Origin of the sequence: Microbacterium aurugineum (genome assembly GCF_023101205.1) — a bacterium.
Lineage (GTDB): Bacteria > Actinomycetota > Actinomycetes > Actinomycetales > Microbacteriaceae > Microbacterium > Microbacterium aurugineum.
The window spans coordinates 2237255-2255272 of record NZ_CP078078.1 but is presented as its reverse complement, the minus strand read 5'-3'; the positions used below and the strand labels follow the sequence as shown (position 1 = coordinate 2255272).

Annotated in this window: 16 protein-coding genes; 14 read left to right on the top strand and 2 right to left on the bottom strand. The window is 67.2% G+C overall.

What is annotated here, in order from left to right; genetic code table 11:
* Window position 1: 1 nt before the first annotated feature.
* The 6 genes from gcvP to KV397_RS10875 all read left to right on the top strand — a co-directional run bounded on the left by gcvP (window position 2) and on the right by KV397_RS10875 (window position 8912).
* Window positions 2–2854: an aminomethyl-transferring glycine dehydrogenase gene (gene gcvP / locus KV397_RS10900; RefSeq protein ID WP_407665300.1), complete on the top strand. Its 2853-nt coding sequence runs from the start codon at window positions 2–4 to the stop codon at window positions 2852–2854.
* A 216-nt stretch (window positions 2855–3070) separates the two neighbouring features.
* A complete protein-coding gene (locus tag KV397_RS10895) occupies window positions 3071–4705 on the top strand; it encodes a peptide ABC transporter substrate-binding protein (protein WP_134353353.1) in 1635 nt (544 codons plus the stop codon).
* 101 nt (window positions 4706–4806) lie between these two features.
* Entirely contained in the window at window positions 4807–5733 is a 927-nt protein-coding gene (locus KV397_RS10890; RefSeq protein ID WP_131491894.1) for an ABC transporter permease, read from the top strand.
* Window positions 5726–6670 carry an ABC transporter permease gene (locus KV397_RS10885; protein WP_131491895.1) on the top strand — a complete coding sequence of 315 codons (945 nt, stop codon included), beginning with the start codon at window positions 5726–5728 and terminating at the stop codon, window positions 6668–6670. Before KV397_RS10890 ends, KV397_RS10885 begins: the two co-directional genes overlap by 8 nt.
* Entirely contained in the window at window positions 6667–8346 is a 1680-nt protein-coding gene (locus KV397_RS10880) for a dipeptide ABC transporter ATP-binding protein (RefSeq protein WP_131491896.1), read from the top strand. The genes KV397_RS10885 and KV397_RS10880 overlap by 4 nt, the downstream gene beginning before the upstream one ends.
* The gene (locus tag KV397_RS10875) at window positions 8343–8912 is read left to right on the top strand and encodes a PH domain-containing protein (protein ID WP_261811263.1); all 570 of its coding nucleotides are present in this window, start codon (window positions 8343–8345) and stop codon (window positions 8910–8912) included. Before KV397_RS10880 ends, KV397_RS10875 begins: the two co-directional genes overlap by 4 nt.
* Window positions 8913–8917: 5 nt before the next feature.
* Here the strand turns inward: KV397_RS10875 and KV397_RS10870 are convergent, their stop codons facing one another.
* Complete coding sequence (locus KV397_RS10870) at window positions 8918–9724, bottom strand: CPBP family intramembrane glutamic endopeptidase (protein WP_248569604.1); 807 nt, start codon at window positions 9722–9724, stop codon at window positions 8918–8920.
* A 101-nt stretch (window positions 9725–9825) separates the two neighbouring features.
* Here KV397_RS10870 and typA point away from each other — a divergent pair, with 101 nt between their 5' ends.
* Entirely contained in the window at window positions 9826–11739 is a 1914-nt protein-coding gene (gene typA, locus KV397_RS10865) for a translational GTPase TypA (RefSeq protein ID WP_047522661.1), read from the top strand.
* Window positions 11740–11933: 194 nt separating this feature from the next.
* On the top strand, window positions 11934–12830 hold the full coding sequence (locus tag KV397_RS10860; protein WP_194239201.1) for an aggregation-promoting factor C-terminal-like domain-containing protein: 897 nt from the start codon (window positions 11934–11936) through the stop codon (window positions 12828–12830).
* Window positions 12831–12851: 21 nt separating this feature from the next.
* On the opposite strand, the gene KV397_RS10855 is transcribed toward KV397_RS10860, so the two are convergent.
* Window positions 12852–13400: a helix-turn-helix domain-containing protein gene (locus KV397_RS10855; protein WP_153243837.1), complete on the bottom strand. Its 549-nt coding sequence runs from the start codon at window positions 13398–13400 to the stop codon at window positions 12852–12854.
* Between the two features lie 104 nt (window positions 13401–13504).
* Between KV397_RS10855 and KV397_RS10850 the strand changes: the two genes are divergently transcribed.
* The 6 genes from KV397_RS10850 (at window position 13505) to KV397_RS10825 (ending at window position 17925) form a co-directional block, all read left to right on the top strand.
* On the top strand, window positions 13505–14224 hold the full coding sequence (locus tag KV397_RS10850) for an AzlC family ABC transporter permease (RefSeq protein ID WP_131491900.1): 720 nt from the start codon (window positions 13505–13507) through the stop codon (window positions 14222–14224).
* A complete protein-coding gene (locus KV397_RS10845) occupies window positions 14221–14535 on the top strand; it encodes an AzlD domain-containing protein (protein ID WP_047523077.1) in 315 nt (104 codons plus the stop codon). Before KV397_RS10850 ends, KV397_RS10845 begins: the two co-directional genes overlap by 4 nt.
* A gap of 52 nt (window positions 14536–14587) precedes the next feature.
* Window positions 14588–14992 (top strand): histidinol dehydrogenase, encoded by a 405-nt coding sequence (locus KV397_RS10840; protein ID WP_227991515.1) that lies wholly within the window; start codon window positions 14588–14590, stop codon window positions 14990–14992.
* 9 nt (window positions 14993–15001) lie between these two features.
* Complete coding sequence (fdxA, locus tag KV397_RS10835) at window positions 15002–15322, top strand: ferredoxin (protein ID WP_131491902.1); 321 nt, start codon at window positions 15002–15004, stop codon at window positions 15320–15322.
* A 9-nt stretch (window positions 15323–15331) separates the two neighbouring features.
* The gene (dapC, locus tag KV397_RS10830) at window positions 15332–16444 is read left to right on the top strand and encodes a succinyldiaminopimelate transaminase (RefSeq protein ID WP_248569603.1); all 1113 of its coding nucleotides are present in this window, start codon (window positions 15332–15334) and stop codon (window positions 16442–16444) included.
* Window positions 16445–16584: 140 nt separating this feature from the next.
* The gene (locus KV397_RS10825; RefSeq protein ID WP_372491360.1) at window positions 16585–17925 is read left to right on the top strand and encodes a citrate synthase; all 1341 of its coding nucleotides are present in this window, start codon (window positions 16585–16587) and stop codon (window positions 17923–17925) included.
* The last annotated feature ends 93 nt before the right edge of the window (window positions 17926–18018 follow it).

Genomic DNA, 18018 nt, shown 5'->3' with positions numbered 1-18018 from the left:
CATGCTCAGCGCTCTCGGTCTGGACATCTCCGGAGCAGACGACGCTCTGAGTCCGGTCGAGACGCTGATGCGTCAGGCCGTCCCCGCGTCGATCTACACCGGCCCGTCGTCCGACGCCGGGAGCGCGACGTCGCGGATCCCTGCTGCCGCGAGCGAGACCGAGGCGCTCGCCGAGTTGCGGGACCTCGCCTCGCGCAACACGGTGAACCGTCCGATGATCGGCCTGGGCTACTACGGCACCATCACGCCGCAGGTGATCCAGCGCAACGTGCTCGAGAACCCCTCCTGGTACACGGCGTACACGCCCTATCAGCCGGAGATCTCCCAGGGGCGCCTGGAAGCTCTCATCAACTTCCAGACGATGGTCGCCGAACTCACCGGGCTCACCACGGCCAACGCCTCGATGCTCGACGAGTCCACGGCTGTCGTCGAGGGGATGCTGCTCGCGCGACGCGCCTCGAAGTCGACCTCCACGGTGTTCGCCGTCGACGCGGACGCGCTTCCGCAGACCAAGGCGATGCTCGCGACGCGCGCCGAGGCCCTCGGAATCGAGCTCGTCTTCGTCGACTTCGCTGCGGGGGAGGAGCTGCCCGCCGAGTTGTTCGGCGTGTTCGTCCAGTATCCGGGAGCATCGGGTCGGCTCTGGGATCCGACCGCCGTGTTCGATGCTGCGCACCTCGCGGGCGGACTCGCGGTCGCCGCGGCCGACCTGCTCGCCCTCACCCTGATCGCATCGCCGGGCTCGCTCGGTGCCGACGTCGCGGTCGGCACGACCCAGCGCTTCGGCGTGCCGATGGGGTTCGGCGGGCCGCACGCGGGCTACATGGCGGTTCGCGCCGGTCTGGAGCGTCAGCTGCCCGGCCGACTCGTCGGGGTGTCCGTGGATGCCGACGGCAAGCCCGCCTACCGCCTCTCGTTGCAGACGCGAGAGCAGCACATCCGTCGCGAGAAGGCGACGTCGAACATCTGCACGGCCCAGGTGCTGTTGGCCGTCATGGCGTCGATGTATGCGGTCTATCACGGTCCGGACGGGCTCCGCGAGATCGCGACGCAGACGGCCGCGAAGGCCGCATTGCTGCGCGACTGGCTGACTGAGGCGGGCGTCGACATCGTGCATGCCCAGTTCTTCGACACCCTGCAGGTGCGGGTCCCCGGACGTGCGGCCGAGTACGCCGCGCAGGCGCACGACGGCTACGGCATCCTGCTCCATGTCGCAGACGCCGACACGGTCGGGATCGCGGTCGATGAGACCACGACCCTCGGAGAGCTGCACCAGGTCACCCGCGTCTTCGGTGGCAAGAACGAGCGGGCTTTCGGGAATTTCGGCGCCGAGAAGCTGCGGGCGCTTCCGGTCGACCTGCTCCGTCAGGACGAGTACCTCACGCACCCCGTGTTCCACTCGCACCGTTCGGAGACCGCCATGATGCGGTACCTCAAGAGCCTGGCCGACCGCGACTACGCGCTCGATCGAGGCATGATCCCGCTGGGTTCGTGCACGATGAAGCTCAATGCGGCGACCGAGATGGCGGCGATCACGTGGCCCGAGTTCGCCGGTATCCACCCGTTCGCGCCGGCCTCCGACGTGCAGGGCTACCTCGAGCTCATCGAGCAGCTCGAGGGCTGGCTCGCCGAGGTCACCGGATACGACGCCGTCTCGCTGCAGCCGAACGCCGGTTCGCAGGGTGAGCTCGCCGGTCTGCTGGCGATCCGCGGATACCACCACGCGAACGGCGACCAGCACCGCACGGTGTGCCTCATCCCGTCGTCCGCCCACGGCACGAATGCGGCCTCGGCCGTGCTCGCGGGTATGAAGGTCGTGGTCGTCGCGACCGATGAGCTCGGCAACGTCGACCTCGACGATCTGCGCGCGAAGATCGCCCTGCACGCCGACTCCCTGTCGGCCCTGATGATCACCTACCCCTCCACACACGGTGTCTACGAGGAGCAGGTCGTCGAGATCACGGCCGCCGTGCACGACGCGGGTGGGCAGGTGTACGTCGACGGTGCGAACCTCAACGCGCTGCTCGGCTATGCGCGCTTCGGTGATCTGGGCGGCGACGTCTCGCACCTCAACCTGCACAAGACGTTCGCCATCCCGCACGGCGGCGGTGGACCTGGCATCGGACCGGTGGCGGCGAAGTCCCACCTCGCGCCGTTCCTCCCCTCGCACCCTCTCGCGCAGCGCGCCGAGCACTTCGGCGGCTTCACGTTCGACGGCGGGGTGATCTCTGCTGCTCCCTACGGCTCCGCCGGCATCCTGCCGATCTCCTGGGCATACGTGCGCATGATGGGCGCTGACGGGTTGCGACGGGCGACCGCGGCAGCCGTGCTCTCGGCCAACTACATCGCGGAGCGCCTCTCGGCTCACTTCCCCGTCCTGTACACGGGTGAGAACGACCGGGTCGCGCACGAGTGCATCCTCGATCTGCGTCCGCTCAAGGAGGCGACCGGCATCACGGTCGACGACGTCGCCAAGCGCCTCATCGACTACGGCTTCCACGCGCCGACCATGTCGTTCCCGGTCGCCGGCACACTCATGGTCGAGCCGACCGAGTCGGAGGACCTGGACGAGATCGAGCGCTTCATCGAGGCGATGATCCTGATCAAGGCGGAAGCGGACGCCGTGGCCGCAGGACGCTGGCCCGCCGACGACAACCCGCTCGTGCGTGCACCCCACACCGCGGTCTCGCTGATCGCGGGGGAGTGGGACCACGCCTACACGCGAGAGGAGGCGGCCTATCCCGTGCCTGCCCTCGTCGCAGGCAAGTACTGGCCGCCCGTGCGCCGGATCGACCAGGCCTACGGTGACCGCAATCTCATGTGCGCGTGCCCGCCGGTGGAGGCGTTCGCCTGAGTTCTCGTGCTCATGTGAGCAGACGGTGCCGCACCTCCGTGGGGTGCGGCACCGTCTTCGTGTCTGCGCGTGTTTCGGCGAGATTACGGATGGTCACCACTCAGTAACGGTTCGTTAGCTGAGCGCGGCGGGGGCGAAGGTGCGGGTTACGCTCAGGTATCCCTGCTCGCTCGATGGTGAGTGCGCAGAATTCCCACGTCCACAGGAGGACACAAAGTGAAGCGCAACAAGATCGCCCTCGCGGGCGTCGCGCTGTTCGCGGTCGGCGCTCTGTCGCTCGCGGGCTGCGCAAGCGGATCCGGCAACAACGGTGACGGTGGCAACGGCTCGAACGCCGATCCCGACGCCATCATCACCACGAACGGCTCCGAGCCCGAGAACCCGTTGATCCCGACCAACACCAACGAGGTCGGCGGAGGCAAGATCCTCGACGAGATCTTCGCGGGTCTGGTCTACTACGACGCCGATGGCGAGCCGGTCAACGACATGGCCGAGGAGATCACCACCGAAGACCCTCAGCACCTCACCGTGAAGCTGAAGGAGGGGCAGACGTTCACCAACGGTGAAGAGGTCACCGCCGACAACTTCATCAAGGCGTGGAACGAGGGCGCGAAGGCCTCCAACGCTCACCTCTCCAGCTACTTCTTCGAGGACATCGAGGGCTTCAGCTACGACGAGGACTCCGAGCTCACCGGTCTGGAGCAGGTGGACGACTACACGTTCACGATCGCGCTCAACAAGCCGGCCTCGGACTTCGCGCTGCGTCTCGGCTACTCGGCCTACTACCCGCTTCCCGACGTCGCTTTCGAGGACATGGACGCGTTCGGCCAGAACCCCATCGGCAACGGCCCGTACATGATCGACGGCGAAGACGCATGGCAGCACGACGTGCAGATCGACCTCGTCCGCAACGACGACTACGAGGGCGGGCGCAAGCCGGCCAACGGCGGTCTGACGATCAAGTTCTACGCCACGCAGGAAGCCTCCTACGCTGACCTGCAGGGCAATGACGTCGATGTGATCGACCAGATCCCGACCAGCTCGTTGCCCGTCTTCCAGGACGAGCTCGAGGACCGGGCCGTCAACCAGCCCTCGGCTGTCTTCCAGTCGTTCACCATCGGCCAGTTCCTCCCGCACTTCAGCGGCGAAGAGGGCAAGCTGCGTCGTCAGGCGCTGTCGATGGCGATCAACCGCGAGGAGATCACCGAGACGATCTTCTCCGGCACCCGCACCCCGGCGGCGGACTTCACGTCCCCGGTCATCGCCGGCTGGTCCGACTCGATCCCCGGCAACGAGGTCCTCAGCTACGACCCCGAGAAGGCCAAGGAACTCTGGGCCGAGGCTGACGCCATCGCTCCCTGGGAGGGCGACTTCAAGATCGCCTACAACTCCGACGGCGGACACGACGCCTGGGTCGACGCAGTGAGCAACAGCATCAAGAACACGCTCGGCATCGAGGCATCGGGCGACCCGTACCCGACCTTCCAGGACCTGCGCACCAAGATCAACGACCGCACCATCACCACGGCGGCACGTTCGGGCTGGCAGGCCGACTACCCGGGTCTGTACAACTTCCTCGGACCGCTCTACGCGACGGGCGCCGGTTCCAACGACGGTGACTACTCGAACCCCGAGTTCGACGACCTCATCTCGGCGGGCATCAGCAACCCTGACCCCGACGCGCAGCTCGAGGACTTCACCAAGGCACAGGAGATCCTGTTCCAGGATCTGCCTGCGATCCCGCTGTGGTACTCGAACGTGACCGGTGGGTTCAGCGAGAACGTCGACAACGTGACGTTCGGCTGGAACTCGGTCCCGCTGTACTACGAGATCACGAAGGCCGGCGAGTAAAGTCTGACGGCACTTCACCCATGAGGCGGTGACGATTCTTCGTCACCGCCTCATGGGCTGTGTTCGCCTCGCTTTCTTTGCCCTCAAGAAGGGACAAGCGGATGCTCGGTTACATTCTGAGACGTCTTCTGCAGGTGATCCCGGTCTTCTTCGGAGCCACCCTGCTCATCTATTTCCTCGTGTTCGCCATGCCTGGCGACCCGATCCTCGCGCTCTTCGGTGACAAGACCCCGAACCCGGCGGTCATCGAACAGCTGCGCGCGCAGTATCACCTCGACCAGCCGTTCCTGGTGCAGTACTGGTACTACATCACCGGCGTATTCCAGGGTGACCTCGGCACCACCTACTCCGGGAGGCCCGTCTCCGCGGTTCTCGCGGCGACGCTTCCTGTGACGGGGCGCCTGGCCGTCATGGCGATCGGCATCGAGTTCTTCCTCGCCATCGTCATCGGCACGATCTCGGCGCTGCGCAAGGGAAAGTTCTTCGACAACGTCTCGCTCATGATCGCGCTCGTCGCGATCGCGATCCCGATCTTCGTCGTCGCCTTCCTCGCCCAGTACTTCCTGGCGATCCAGCTCGGCTGGTTCAAACCGACCGTGGGCGCGGACAACGACTGGGGAGGTCTGTGGCTTCCGGCCATAGTCCTCGGTTTCAGTCTCTATGCGGTCAGCATGCGTCTGATGCGCAGCTCCGTGATCGACACGCTTAACCAGGACTGGGTGCGCACGGCGTACAGCAAGGGGCTGTCACGCAATCGCGTGCTGCCCGTGCACGTGCTGCGCAACTCGCTGATCCCCGTCATCACCAACTCCGCCACCAACTTCGGAGTGCTGCTGGTCGGCGCGACCGTGACCGAGGGCATCTTCAACGTCCCGGGCGTCGGAAACACGCTGTTCCAGGCGATTCAGCGCGGTGAGGGTCCGACCGTCGTCTCGTTCGTGACGGTCTTCGTGATCCTTTACGTCTTGGTCAACCTTGTCATCGACCTGCTCTACGGTCTGCTCGACCCGAGGATTCGCTATGCCTGATCCCACCACTCAGAAGCACTATGTTGCTCCCGTCGAGACGGAATCCGTCAACGTCGACGCCGTGCGCATCGCCGACAAGCCCAGCAACCTGTGGCGTGACGCCTGGCGTGACCTGCGCAAGCGCCCGCTGTTCTGGTTCTCGGTGGTGCTGGCGCTCGTCTTCCTGCTGATGGCGCTGTGGCCCACGCTGTTCACACAGGTGCCGCCGAACCGCGACTGTCTGCTGTCCAACAGCAACGGCGGCCCGACCGAGGGGCACCCGCTGGGTTTCACCTTCCAGGGCTGCGACATCTACTCCCGAATCGTCTGGGGGTCGCAGACGTCGCTCGCGGTCGGCCTGATCGCCACGGTGATCGCGTCGATCCTCGGCCTCATCATGGGGGCGCTCGCGGGGTTCTACGGAGGATGGCTCGACTCGGTGCTCTCGCGCGTCGGGGACATCTTCTTCGCGATCCCCTACATCCTCGCCGCCGTGGTCGTGATGACCGTCTTCCGGGACTCCCGTTCCGTGTGGACGCTCGCCTTCGCGATCGGCGGGTTCGCCTGGGCTTCCACAGCCCGTGTGGTCCGCGCAGAAGTGCTGAGGGTCCGCCAAGCGGACTTCGTCATGGCGTCACAGGCCGTGGGGCAGTCGAAGTTCCGGATCCTCGTGAGCCACGTCATCCCGAACGCCCTCGCGCCGCTGCTCGTGGTATCGACCCTCGGGCTCGCGGCGGCGATCGTCGCCGAGGCGACCCTGTCGTACCTCGGTGTCGGTCTCGGCAGTGATGTGATGTCCTGGGGCCTCGACATCGGCAAGGCGCAGGCCTCGTTGCGCGTCGCTCCGATGGCGCTCATCTATCCGTCGATCGCGCTCACCCTGGCGGTGCTCGCGTTCGTGACTCTGGGTGAGCTCATCCGAGACGCCCTCGACCCGAAGGCGAGGGCTCGGCGATGAGCGATCGTATTGCTGATCAGACCCCGCTGCTGAGCGTGCGCGACCTCACGGTCGCCTTCCGCTCTCAGGAGGGGATGCGCGAGGTCCTCCACGGCGTGAGCTTCGACGTCATGCCCGGCGAGACCGTCGCGATCGTCGGTGAGTCGGGCTCCGGCAAGTCGACCACCGCCACGGCCATCGTGAACCTGCTTCCCGGCACCGGCGTGGTGACGAAGGGATCCGTCACGCTGGAGGGACGTGAACTCACGAGCCTCGGCCGCCGGGAGATCGAGTCGGTGCGTGGGCGCGACATCGGATTCGTGCCGCAGGACCCGATGTCGAGCCTGAACCCGGTGTGGAGCATCGGTTTCCAGGTGAAGGAGGCCGTCCGAGCCAACGGCATCGCCCAGGGCCGTGCCGCGGTCAAGGCGCGGACCGTCGAGGTGCTGCAGCAGGCGGGGCTCGCAGATGCTGAGCGCCGACTGCACCAGTATCCGCATCAGTTCTCCGGCGGCATGCGCCAGCGGGCGCTGATCGGGATCGGGCTCGCGGCCAATCCGAAGCTGCTGATCGCCGATGAGCCGACATCGGCTCTCGATGTGACGGTGCAGCGCGTGATCCTGGACCACATGGCAACGCTCACGCGGGACAAGGGCACCTCGGTGCTGCTGATCACCCACGATCTGGGACTCGCGGCGGAACGCGCCGAGAAGATCATCGTGATGAACGGCGGCAACATCGTCGAGGCGGGTCCGAGCCGACAGATCCTCGAGGATCCGCAGCACCCGTACACGAAGCGGCTGGTCGCGGCGGCACCGAGTGTGGCGTCGAAGCGGATCCAGGCCGTGGTCGCGGACCGCGGCATCGAGACGCGCGACGACCTCGCCGCGATCCCGCCGACCGTTCGCGTCGCAGGGCTGACCAAGGACTACAAGATCCGCCAGGGGAACTTCCGCAGTGAAGCCTTCCGTGCAGTGGACGATGTGTCCTTCGAGATCCCGCGTGGCAAGACCCTCGCGCTGGTGGGCGAGTCCGGTTCGGGCAAGTCGACCGTGGCGAAGATGGTGCTCAAGCTGGAGGATCCCACCAGCGGCACGATCGAGATCGACGGCCGCGACGTGTCCAACCTGTCGCGCGCGCAGTCCTTCGGTCTCCGTCGTCGGATGCAGCCGGTCTTCCAGGACCCGTACGGCTCGCTCGATCCGCTGCGCAACATCGGCAGCACGATCGCCGAACCCATGCAGATCCACGGTGTCGGCGATAAGGCGTCGCAGCGGGCTCGTGTCAAGGAACTGCTGGAGCAGGTCGCCCTCCCGCAGGCCCTTGCGAGTCGCTATCCGAACGAGCTCTCGGGCGGACAGCGCCAGCGCGTGGCGATCGCCAGGGCCCTGGCGCTCAAGCCGGACATCATCGTCCTCGACGAGGCCGTGTCCGCGCTGGACGTGCTGGTGCAGGATCAGATCCTGAAACTCCTGGCGGACCTCCAGTCCGAGCTGGGCCTGACGTATCTGTTCATCACGCACGACCTCGCCGTCGTCCGCGTGTCGAGCGACCTCGTCTGCGTCATGGAGAAGGGGAAGATCGTCGAGCAGGGCACCGTCGACGAGATCTTCGCGAATCCGCAGGAGGAGTACACCGAGCGCCTCCTCCAGGCGATCCCGGGTGCGTCCCTCACGCTCGGAGGCGCCGGAGCGTGACCTCATCGCAACAACCCGAGGGCGCGCGCACATACCGCGCGCCCTCGGGCGTGGTCGTCCTCGTCTTCAGTGCCCTCCTGGCCTTGTTCCTGCTCGGCGACACCGCCGTTCGGGGAAGCTGGGGGCAGATGCTGCTCGTCGCTCCGTGGGTGCTGCTCGCCCTCTGGATCGTGTACGAGATCAGCTACGTCTCGCATGTCCGCGTGGATGCCCACGGTGTCGTCGTCCAGAACATGCTCCGCCGCACGCGCTTCGACTGGAGTCGCGTGCGCGACGTCGGCCTGCGGTGGCAGCTGCTGTTCTCCCTGGATGACGGGCGCGAGGTCAGCTGTTACGGCGGACCCGCCCGCGCCCGGCCACCCCGCCCCGGTCGCGGGGAGGACGCCGAACCCAAGCCGTCATCCGGCCTTCACGCACTCACGGACATCCGCGACCTCTGGGACGCCGCGCCCGCGTCCGATGCGCCGATCCGACGCGAGTGGGATCGGCCGGCGGTCATCGCGCTCGTGGTGATCGTGATCTGGGCGGTCGTCGCGATCCTCCTCGCCGGTTCCGCTTCGGTCTGATCGACTCAGCCGGGAAGCCCGAACAGTGCGGGCCACGTCGCCGCCGCCCAGGGGTACCCCACGAATGCGGCGGCGTCGATCACGAAGTGTGCGACCAGGAACGGCAGGAGGCGTCCGCTGCGTTGATACAGCCAGCCGAAGAGCAGGCCCATCGCCAGGTTGCCGAGGAACGCCGGATACCCCTGATAGAGGTGGTAGCTCGCCCGCAGCACCGCCGTGGAGACGATGATCGTCCACGGACTCCAGCCGAGTTGGCGGAGCCGGGTGAAGAGATAGCCGAGCAGGACGAACTCCTCCTGCAGCGATGCGCGGGCCGCGGCCAGCAGCAGGACGGGAACGGTCCACCAATACGCGTCGACCCCCGCGGGGTCGATGGCCACGGTGAGTCCCAGAGCGCGACCGGCGAGGTAGAGACCGAGGCCGGGGATGCCGATCGCCAGGACGAGCAGGATGCCGCGACCGACATCGCGTCCTGACCTGGTGCCGTCCAGACCCAGCCGTGCCAGATGCGGGCGCCGTGACTGCCAGAGCAGGAAGCACACCAGCACCACCGGGATCAGGGAGAACCCGATCGCGAGCACCTGGTAGATGAGGTCGAAGATCTCGCGGTCGCTCCGGGACGGGTTCAGCTTCGCGACCTGGTCGGCGATCGGGACCTCATCCGTGAGCCGGTAGACGAGCTGCACGATCGCATACACGGCGGACTGTCCGAGGCCGAGCGCCAGGACGATCGCGATCTCCCACCACAGTCGCGCACGGGACGGGGCGGGGGAGAGGTCGGGGAGGTCCCACGGAGCCTGCGGTCTGGTCACGATCTCGATGCTACGACCTGCTTTCAGGAACAAGCTCTGTGCTTGCGTTATCCTGGAACGTCGGCTTCCCGGCGAAACCCCACATCTTTTAGGACACCTGCATGGCGCACGCCCTTCGCTCTGACCTCCGCAACGTCGCGATCGTCGCGCACGTCGACCACGGCAAGACCACTCTCGTCGACGCCATGTTGCGTCAGACGGGCTCCTTCGGTGAACACGCCCACGTCGATGAGCGCGCCATGGACTCGAACGATCTGGAACGTGAGAAGGGCATCACGATCCTCGCCAAGAACACGGCGATCACGTACAAGGGCAAGCACGCAGGCGGCGAGGAGATCACGATCAACGTGATCGACACCCCCGGTCACGCCGACTTCGGGGGCGAGGTCGAGCGTGGCCTGTCCATGGTCGACGGTGTCGTCCTGCTCGTCGACGCGAGTGAGGGCCCGCTGCCGCAGACGCGCTTCGTGCTGCGCAAGGCGCTCGAGGCCAAGCTTCCCGTGATCCTCCTGGTCAACAAGACCGATCGTCCCGACGCCCGTATCGCGGAGGTCGAAGAGGAGGCACACGACCTGCTCCTGGGTCTCGCCTCCGACCTGGTCGACGACGTGCCCGACCTCGATGTCGACGCACTGCTCGACGTGCCTGTCGTCTACGCTTCCGGTCGCGCCGGTGCCGCATCGCAGAATCGTCCCGCCGACGGCTCGCTGCCGGACAACGACGACCTCGAGCCGCTGTTCGAGGCGATCCTCGAGCACGTTCCTGCTCCGGAGTACGATGACGAGCACCCGCTGCAGGCCTGGGTCACGAACCTCGACTCCAGCCCCTTCCTCGGTCGTCTCGCTCTGCTCCGCGTCTTCAACGGCACGCTGAAGAAGGGCCAGACCGTGGCCTGGGTCCGTGCCGACGGCACCACCAGCAACGCGCGCATCACGGAGCTCTTGAAGACCCGTGCTCTCGAGCGCTACCCGGCCGACTCCGCCGGCCCCGGCGACATCGTCGCCATCGCCGGATTCGAGAACATCACGATCGGTGAGACCATCGCCGACCCCGAGGATGTGCGTCCGCTGCCGGCCATCACGGTCGACGACCCCGCCATCTCGATGACGATCGGCACCAACACCTCGCCGCTCATGGGCAAGGTCAAGGGCCACAAGCTCACCGCTCGCATGGTCAAGGACCGTCTCGACAAGGAGCTGATCGGTAACGTCTCGCTCAAGGTCGTCGACATCGGACGCCCGGACGCCTGGGAGGTGCAGGGCCGTGGAGAGCTGGCCCTCGCCATCCTCGTCGAGAACATGCGTCGCGAGGGCTTCGAGCTCACGGTCGGCAAGCCGCAGGTGGTCACGAAGAAGATCGACGGCAAGACCTACGAGCCTTTCGAGCACCTCACCATCGACACCCCGGAAGAGCACCTCGGTGCGATCACCCAGCTGCTCGCGAACCGCAAGGGTCGCATGGAGAACATGACCAACCACGGCACCGGCTGGGTGCGCATGGAGTTCATCGTCCCGTCGCGCGGCCTGATCGGCTTCCGCAGCGAGTTCCTCACCACCACGCGCGGCACCGGCATCGCGAACGCGATCTCGCACGGCTACGAGCCGTGGGCGGGCTCCATCACGACGCGTCAGAACGGCTCGATCGTCGCCGATCGCCAGGGCGTGGTCACCCCGTTCGCGATGATCGCCCTGCAGGAGCGCATGTCGTTCTTCGTGCAGCCCACGCAGGAGGTCTACGAGGGCATGGTCATCGGCGAGAACTCGCGCGCCGACGACATGGACGTGAACATCACCAAGGAGAAGAAGCTCACCAACATGCGTGCGGCCAGCTCCGACACGTTCGAGTCGATGACGCCCCCGCGTCAGCTGACGCTCGAGGAGAGCCTGGAGTTCGCCCGCGATGACGAGTGCGTCGAGGTGACCCCGGAGGTCGTCCGCATCCGCAAGGTGAACCTCGATGCGAACACCCGTGCACGGGAGACGGCTCGCCTGAAGCGTCAGGACGCGAACGTCTGACACCAGCCTCGGACACGCTCCGAGTGAGAGGGTCTCGCACCGCCGGATGGCGCGTGCGAGACCCTCTTCTCATGTAAATCCCAGGTGAGGGATGGTTTTCGTTCAGGTTCGTGAGTCAGGGTGGTTCACTGCGCCGGGGACGAGCTCCCGATGAGTCTCCTGCAACGGCGTACGACAACCCGAAAGTCGACCCCATGCTTCAGAAGACTCGTGCGCTTCGGCGCGCCTCCGCAGCGGCCTCAGCCCGCACAGCGATCCACCGTCCCCTGTCCGTCCTCGGAGTGGCGGCGGCCGCTCTCGTCGGCATCACCGTGAGCGTCGGTCTCGCGTCCGTGCCCGCGTCGGGTGCGGTGGACATCCCCTCCGCCGTCACCTCGGCTGTCCGTTCCGGTGCGGAGCCCCTGGCGCAGATCACGAAGGTCGCGTCCGCGACGCTGACGCAGGCGAAGGTCGCGGTCGTCGCGGCGGAGACGCTGAACGGCGAGGTCGTCAGCTCGGGCCTCGACCTCGAGACCACGTCGTCCGTCGACACCTCCGATCTGGAGAGCGACATCGACAAGCTCGAAGAGCTCGACGTGACTCCGGTGCTCCTGGTCGTCCCCGTCGCCGAGGAGGCGAAGCGGGAGACGGCAGATGTCGTCGCCGAGACCGCAGAGCTGCGCAGTGCGCTCGATGCTGCAGAGCAGAAGCGCGCAGCGGAAGAGGCGGCCAGGATCGCCGCAGAGGAGGCCGCCGCTCGGGCCGCGGCGGAGAAGCAGGCGGCGGCCGCCCTGGCCGCAGCCAACACGCCGGAGGGTGCCAAGGCCACCGCACGGCAGCTCATGTCGAGCACCTACGGATGGGGTGGTGACCAGTTCTCCTGCCTGGACTCCCTGTGGAACAAGGAATCCGGGTGGAACTACCAGGCGTACAACCCGAGCGGCGCCACCGGGATCCCGCAGGCGCTCCCCGGTAGCAAGATGGCGTCAGCCGGTTCCGATTGGCAGACCAACGCCGCCACCCAGGTCGCCTGGGGGCTCGGGTACATCTCCTCGGTGTACGGCACCCCGTGCAGCGCGTGGGGGCATTCCCAGGCCGTGAACTGGTACTGACCCGGCGCGGTCGCCCCTCGTTCAGCGCAATTCGGAGATGAGCACGGCGCTCGTGTTGGGCTTCGTCGCCTCGAAGATGTGCGGGGCATCGCCGGCATAGGTGAGGTAGTCGCCGGGGTGGAGGGCCACGGGTTCGCCCGCGGGTCCGACCCGCGCCTCGCCGGCGACCAGGATCACGTGCTCGATCGTGCCCGGGTGGTGAGGGTCCGATAGGCGGGGATCGCCCGGGTCGGCCTGGATCAGGTACACATCGCGGCGTGCTCCCGGAGGGCTGGCAGAGAGCAGGGTCGCACTGTAGGCCGCGGCGGAGGAGGGAACGCCGGCCAGGTCGTCGGCACGGATCAGGGTCGGGGCGTTGGCCTGCTGGTCGACGAGCACCGCGAACGGCACGCCGAGTGCCACTCCGAGTGCCCACAGCGTCTCGACGCTGGGGTTCCCGGAGCCGCTCTCGAGCTGCGAGACAGTGGCCTTGGACACCCCGGCTCGCCGGGCGAGCTCTGAGACCGACAGGCTCGCGGCCTCCCTTTCGCGGCGCAGGGTTCGAGCGAGACGTGTGCGGAGATCCTCCATGTGTTCATCATGTCAAACGATCGTTCGCTTGACTATGCATCCAGAAATGTTCAGAATGATGGTCATGCGTTCACTGAAGCGAACACCTCGATGCGATCGGCGCCATGACCGCGGAGCGTGAGGTCTGGCGAGAGGCGCTCGGTGTCGTGCTCGCGACCAGTGCCTATGGGGTCTCCTTCGGTGCGTTGGCCGTGGCATCCGGCCTGGATGTCTGGCAGACCTGCGTCCTGAGCCTGCTGATGTTCACCGGCGGCTCGCAGTTCGCGTTCGTCGGCGTCTTCACGGCCGGCGGTCTCGCTGCCCTGCCTTCGGCCATCGCGTCGGCGGCCCTTCTCGGGGTGCGCAACGTCGCCTATGGAATGCGGATGTCGCCGATCGTCGGGGGAGGGCCCGGGCGCAAAGCGATGGCCGCGCACTTCACGATCGACGAATCGACGGCGGTGGCGATCTCGCAGAGCGACCCGCGGCTGCGGCAGATCGGCTTCTGGGTGACCGGCGTCGGTATCTTCGTCGGCTGGAACATCACCACCCTCGTCGGCGCGCTCGTGGGTGACGTGCTGGGGGATCCGAAGACGTGGGGGCTGGACGCTGCAGCCGCCGCGGCGTTCCTCGCGCTGCTGTGGCCGCGGCTCCGGCAGCGGCAGGCCATCGCGGTGGGGGTGGCGGCCGCCGTGGTCGCCGCCGCGTTCACTCCGTTCCTCATGCCGGGCCTTCCGGTGCTCGTCGCGGCCGTGGTCGCGATCGCCGTCGGCTGGTTCAACTGGCTCGGACGACCCGTGTCGCCGGCCGAGGAGCCGCTGGATGGCGCGGAGGCCCCCTCATGAGCCTCTGGAGCGCGATCCTCCTCGCGGCGGTGATCTGTCTCGCCATGAAGGCGGCCGGCTATCTCGTGCCGTCTTCGGTACTCGAAGAGCCCCGCGTCGCCCGGATCTCCGATCTGCTGACCGTGGCCCTCCTCGCGGCGCTCGTCGCCGTGCAGACCCTCGGTGACGGACAGGCCATCATGGTCGATGCGCGTGTGCCCGCTCTGCTGGTCGCCGGGGGACTCCTGTGGTTGCGGCAGTCGTTCCTCGTCGTCGTGGTGGCTGCTGCACTGGTGGCGGCCCTGCTGCGCGTCTTCGGCCTCGCATCGTGAACCCCGGATCTCGTCGGCACACCGCCGGCGCCGGTAAGCTCAACGGGTGCGCGTGAGCTGGTTGTCGAGAGTGCTGTCCTGGGTGGCTGCAGCCCTGGTGGGCGGCGTCTACGGCGTGGCGGGCACCATCGCCCACAGTGTGATGTGGGGGCCCATCCCGATCGGACTGATCGTCGCTGCGATCGCGTGCGCAGCGATCCTCGTCGCCGTGCGCGCGCTCACCCACGACCGAGGGGCAGCGGTCGCCGCCGGACTGGGGATGATCGGGATGCTGGTGCTGATCTCCGGCGTGGGTCCCGGCGGGTCCGTGGTCGTGCCGGACTCGCTGAGCGGTCAGATCTGGACGTACGTGGTCGCGGGAATCGTGCTCCTGGTCGTCGCCTGGCCCTCCTTCTCGCGGGTCCCGGTGCGCACGGAGGCACCCGCCGCGCAGGAATCCGAGGCGCGCGAGTCGTAGACTGGAGCGGTGACGTATGTGATCGCCCTCCCGTGCGTCGATGTCAAGGATCGAGCCTGCATCGACGAGTGCCCCGTTGACTGCATCTACGAGGGCGAACGCTCGCTGTACATCCATCCCGACGAGTGTGTGGACTGCGGCGCCTGTGAGCCGGTGTGTCCGGTGGAAGCCATCTACTACGAGGATGACCTGCCCGACGAGTGGCAGGACTACTACAAGGCCAATGTCGAGTTCTTCGACGAGATCGGATCTCCCGGAGGCGCGGCGAAGGTCGGCGTCTACGCGTTCGATCACCCGATCGTCGCCGCGCTCCCGCCGCAGGGCGAGTAGGCGCGCGCTGTGAGCGTCCGAGACCTCGACGACTACCCCTGGGATGCCGTCGTCCCGTTCCGCGAGCGTGCGGCCCGCCACCCGGAAGGGATCGTGGATCTCTCCATCGGCTCGCCGGTGGATCCGACTCCCGACATCATCCGGCGCGCTCTCGCCGAGGCGACCGACGCCCACGCCTATCCGCAGACGGTCGGCACGCCGACCCTGCGCGAGGCGATCGTCGACTGGTACGCGCGCCGCCGCGGTGTGCCCGACCTCCGCGTCGACAACGTCCTGCCCACGATCGGCTCCAAGGAATTCGTCGCGCTGCTGCCCACGCTGCTCGGTCTGGGGGAGGGCGACATCGTCGTGCACCCCCGAGTGGCGTACCCGACCTACGAGGTCGGCGCCCGCGTCGTCGGCGCGACACCGCTCCCCGCCGACGACCCCGCGGACTGGCCGGAGGGCACGAAGCTCATCTGGATCAACACCCCGGGCAACCCGGACGGCCGCACCTGGACGGTGGACGAGCTCGCCGCGGCCGTGCGTCGCGCCCGTGAACTCGGCGCCGTGCTCGCGAGCGACGAGTGCTATGCCGAACTCGGGTGGGATGGCGAATGGGCCGCCTCGCCGATTCCGTCGATCCTCGACCCGCGGGTGACCGGTGGCAGCCGCGCGAATCTGCTCAGCGTGTATTCCTTGAGCAAGCAGTCGAACCTCGCCGGCTACCGCGCCGCGTTCGTCGCCGGCTGTGCGCGCGTGGTCGGCGACCTCCTCACGGCGCGCAAGCATCTCGGCCTGATGCCGCCCGCTCCGGTGCAGCACGCCATGGCGGTGGCCCTCGGCGACGACGCGCACGTCGCGGCGCAGAAGGAGCTCTATCGCGCTCGGCGGGATGCGCTGCGTCCTGCGCTCGCAGCGGCCGGCTTCCGTATCGATGGTTCAGAAGCGGGGCTGTACCTGTGGGCGACGGAGGGACGGGATGCCTGGGATTCGATGGCGAGGCTCGCTGAGCTCGGCATCCTCGCGGGCCCGGGGCCGTTCTACGGTGCTGACGCCGCGCAGCATGTCCGGCTCGCCCTCACCGCCCCGACCGAGCGCATCCTCGAGGCGGCGCGACGCCTCACTGTCGAAGCTCTGTAGGTTATCCCCTTGAAGTGGCCGTCTGTTTGGCGGATGTCACAGTAGGCCGGAGTGCCTACTAGGCTGTAAAAGCGATTCGGTCGTGACCCGACCTGGTGCCTCAGCGCCGTGAGATCGCCAGTTCCGACTTGATCAAGATCATGTCCGACTCCACCGCGACGAGCGGGGGCGGACACCAGGAGGAGGTCCGCGTGAGTGCAGCGGCAGACCAGACGGCGAAGCTGACGATCGGTGAGACGACCGCCGAATTCCCGGTACTGCGCGGCACGGCGGGGCACGACAGCATCGACTTCTCGACGCTGACCCGTCAGACCGGCTACACCGGCCTCGACTACGGCTTCGTGAACACCGCGTCGACGAAGTCCGAGATCACCTTCATCGACGGCGACAAGGGCATCCTGCGCTATCGCGGATACCCGATCGAACAGCTGGCGGGATCGACCAGCTATCTCGAGGTCGCCTGGCTCCTGATCTACGGCGAACTGCCCTCGGCATCCGAGCTCGCGGAGTTCGACGAGAAGATCCGCCGCCACACGCTGCTGCACGAAGACCTCAAGCGCTTCTTCTCCGCCCTGCCGCACACGGCGCACCCGATGTCGGTGCTGTCGTCGGCGGTCGCGGCGCTCTCGACCTACTACGAAGGTCAGACCGACCCGCACAACCCCGAGCACGTCGAACTCAACATGGTGCGCATGCTCGCCAAGCTTCCGGTGATCGCGGCGTACGCGCACAAGAAGAGCGTCGGCCAGGCCTTCCTCTACCCCGACAACTCGCTGAGCTTCGTGGACAACTTCCTGAAGCTGAACTTCGGTGTGCACAGCGAGGAGTACGAGGTCAACCCGGTGATGTCGAAGGCTCTCGAGCTGCTCCTCATCCTGCACGAAGACCACGAGCAGAACGCCTCGACCTCGACCGTCCGCCTCGTGGGCTCCACCGGTGCGAACCAGTTCGCATCGATCTCCGCCGGCATCCAGGCTCTCTCCGGCCCCCTTCACGGCGGTGCGAACGAGGCTGTGCTGACCATGCTCGGGCAGATCCGTGACTCCGGTCAGAGCGTTTCGCGCTTCGTCGAGCGGGTGAAGAACAAGGAAGAGGGCGTGAAGCTGATGGGCTTCGGGCACCGGGTCTACAAGAACTACGATCCGCGCGCCAAGCTCGTCAAGGACGCGGCCGACGAGGTGCTCTCCTCGCTGGGCGTCACTGACCCCCTCCTCGACCTGGCCAAGGAGCTCGAGGAGCTCGCGCTCGCCGACGACTACTTCCGCGAGCGTCGCCTGTACCCGAACGTCGACTTCTACACGGGTGTGATCTACAAGGCGATGGGCTTCCCCACGCGGATGTTCACCGTGCTCTTCGCGATCGGACGTCTGCCCGGCTGGCTCGCGCAGTGGCGTGAGCTGCAGCTCGACCCGCAGACCAAGATCGGCCGCCCGCAGCAGCTGTACACCGGATCCTCGGAGCGCTCTTTCCCGACCCGCTGAGTCTCGGCCGCGCGCGGCCGTAAGCGGTCGAGGCCCCCTCTGCCCGCCGACGCCCCCTCACACTGACGACTGTCAGAGGGGGCGTCGACGCGC

What these genes read in the sequence shown, in the direction of transcription:
- KV397_RS10885 (WP_131491895.1), top strand. Translation starts at nt 5,726, where the DNA reads ATGCCTGATCCCACCACTCAGAAGCACTATGTTGCTCCCGTCGAGACG.
- gcvP (WP_407665300.1), top strand. Translation starts at nt 2, where the DNA reads ATGCTCAGCGCTCTCGGTCTGGACATCTCCGGAGCAGACGACGCTCTG.
- KV397_RS10890 (WP_131491894.1), top strand. Translation starts at nt 4,807, where the DNA reads ATGCTCGGTTACATTCTGAGACGTCTTCTGCAGGTGATCCCGGTCTTC.
- typA (WP_047522661.1), top strand. Translation starts at nt 9,826, where the DNA reads ATGGCGCACGCCCTTCGCTCTGACCTCCGCAACGTCGCGATCGTCGCG.
- KV397_RS10850 (WP_131491900.1), top strand. Translation starts at nt 13,505, where the DNA reads ATGACCGCGGAGCGTGAGGTCTGGCGAGAGGCGCTCGGTGTCGTGCTC.
- KV397_RS10855 (WP_153243837.1), bottom strand. Translation starts at nt 13,400, where the DNA reads ATGGAGGATCTCCGCACACGTCTCGCTCGAACCCTGCGCCGCGAAAGG.
- KV397_RS10845 (WP_047523077.1), top strand. Translation starts at nt 14,221, where the DNA reads ATGAGCCTCTGGAGCGCGATCCTCCTCGCGGCGGTGATCTGTCTCGCC.
- KV397_RS10860 (WP_194239201.1), top strand. Translation starts at nt 11,934, where the DNA reads ATGCTTCAGAAGACTCGTGCGCTTCGGCGCGCCTCCGCAGCGGCCTCA.
- KV397_RS10880 (WP_131491896.1), top strand. Translation starts at nt 6,667, where the DNA reads ATGAGCGATCGTATTGCTGATCAGACCCCGCTGCTGAGCGTGCGCGAC.
- KV397_RS10825 (WP_372491360.1), top strand. Translation starts at nt 16,585, where the DNA reads ATGTCCGACTCCACCGCGACGAGCGGGGGCGGACACCAGGAGGAGGTC.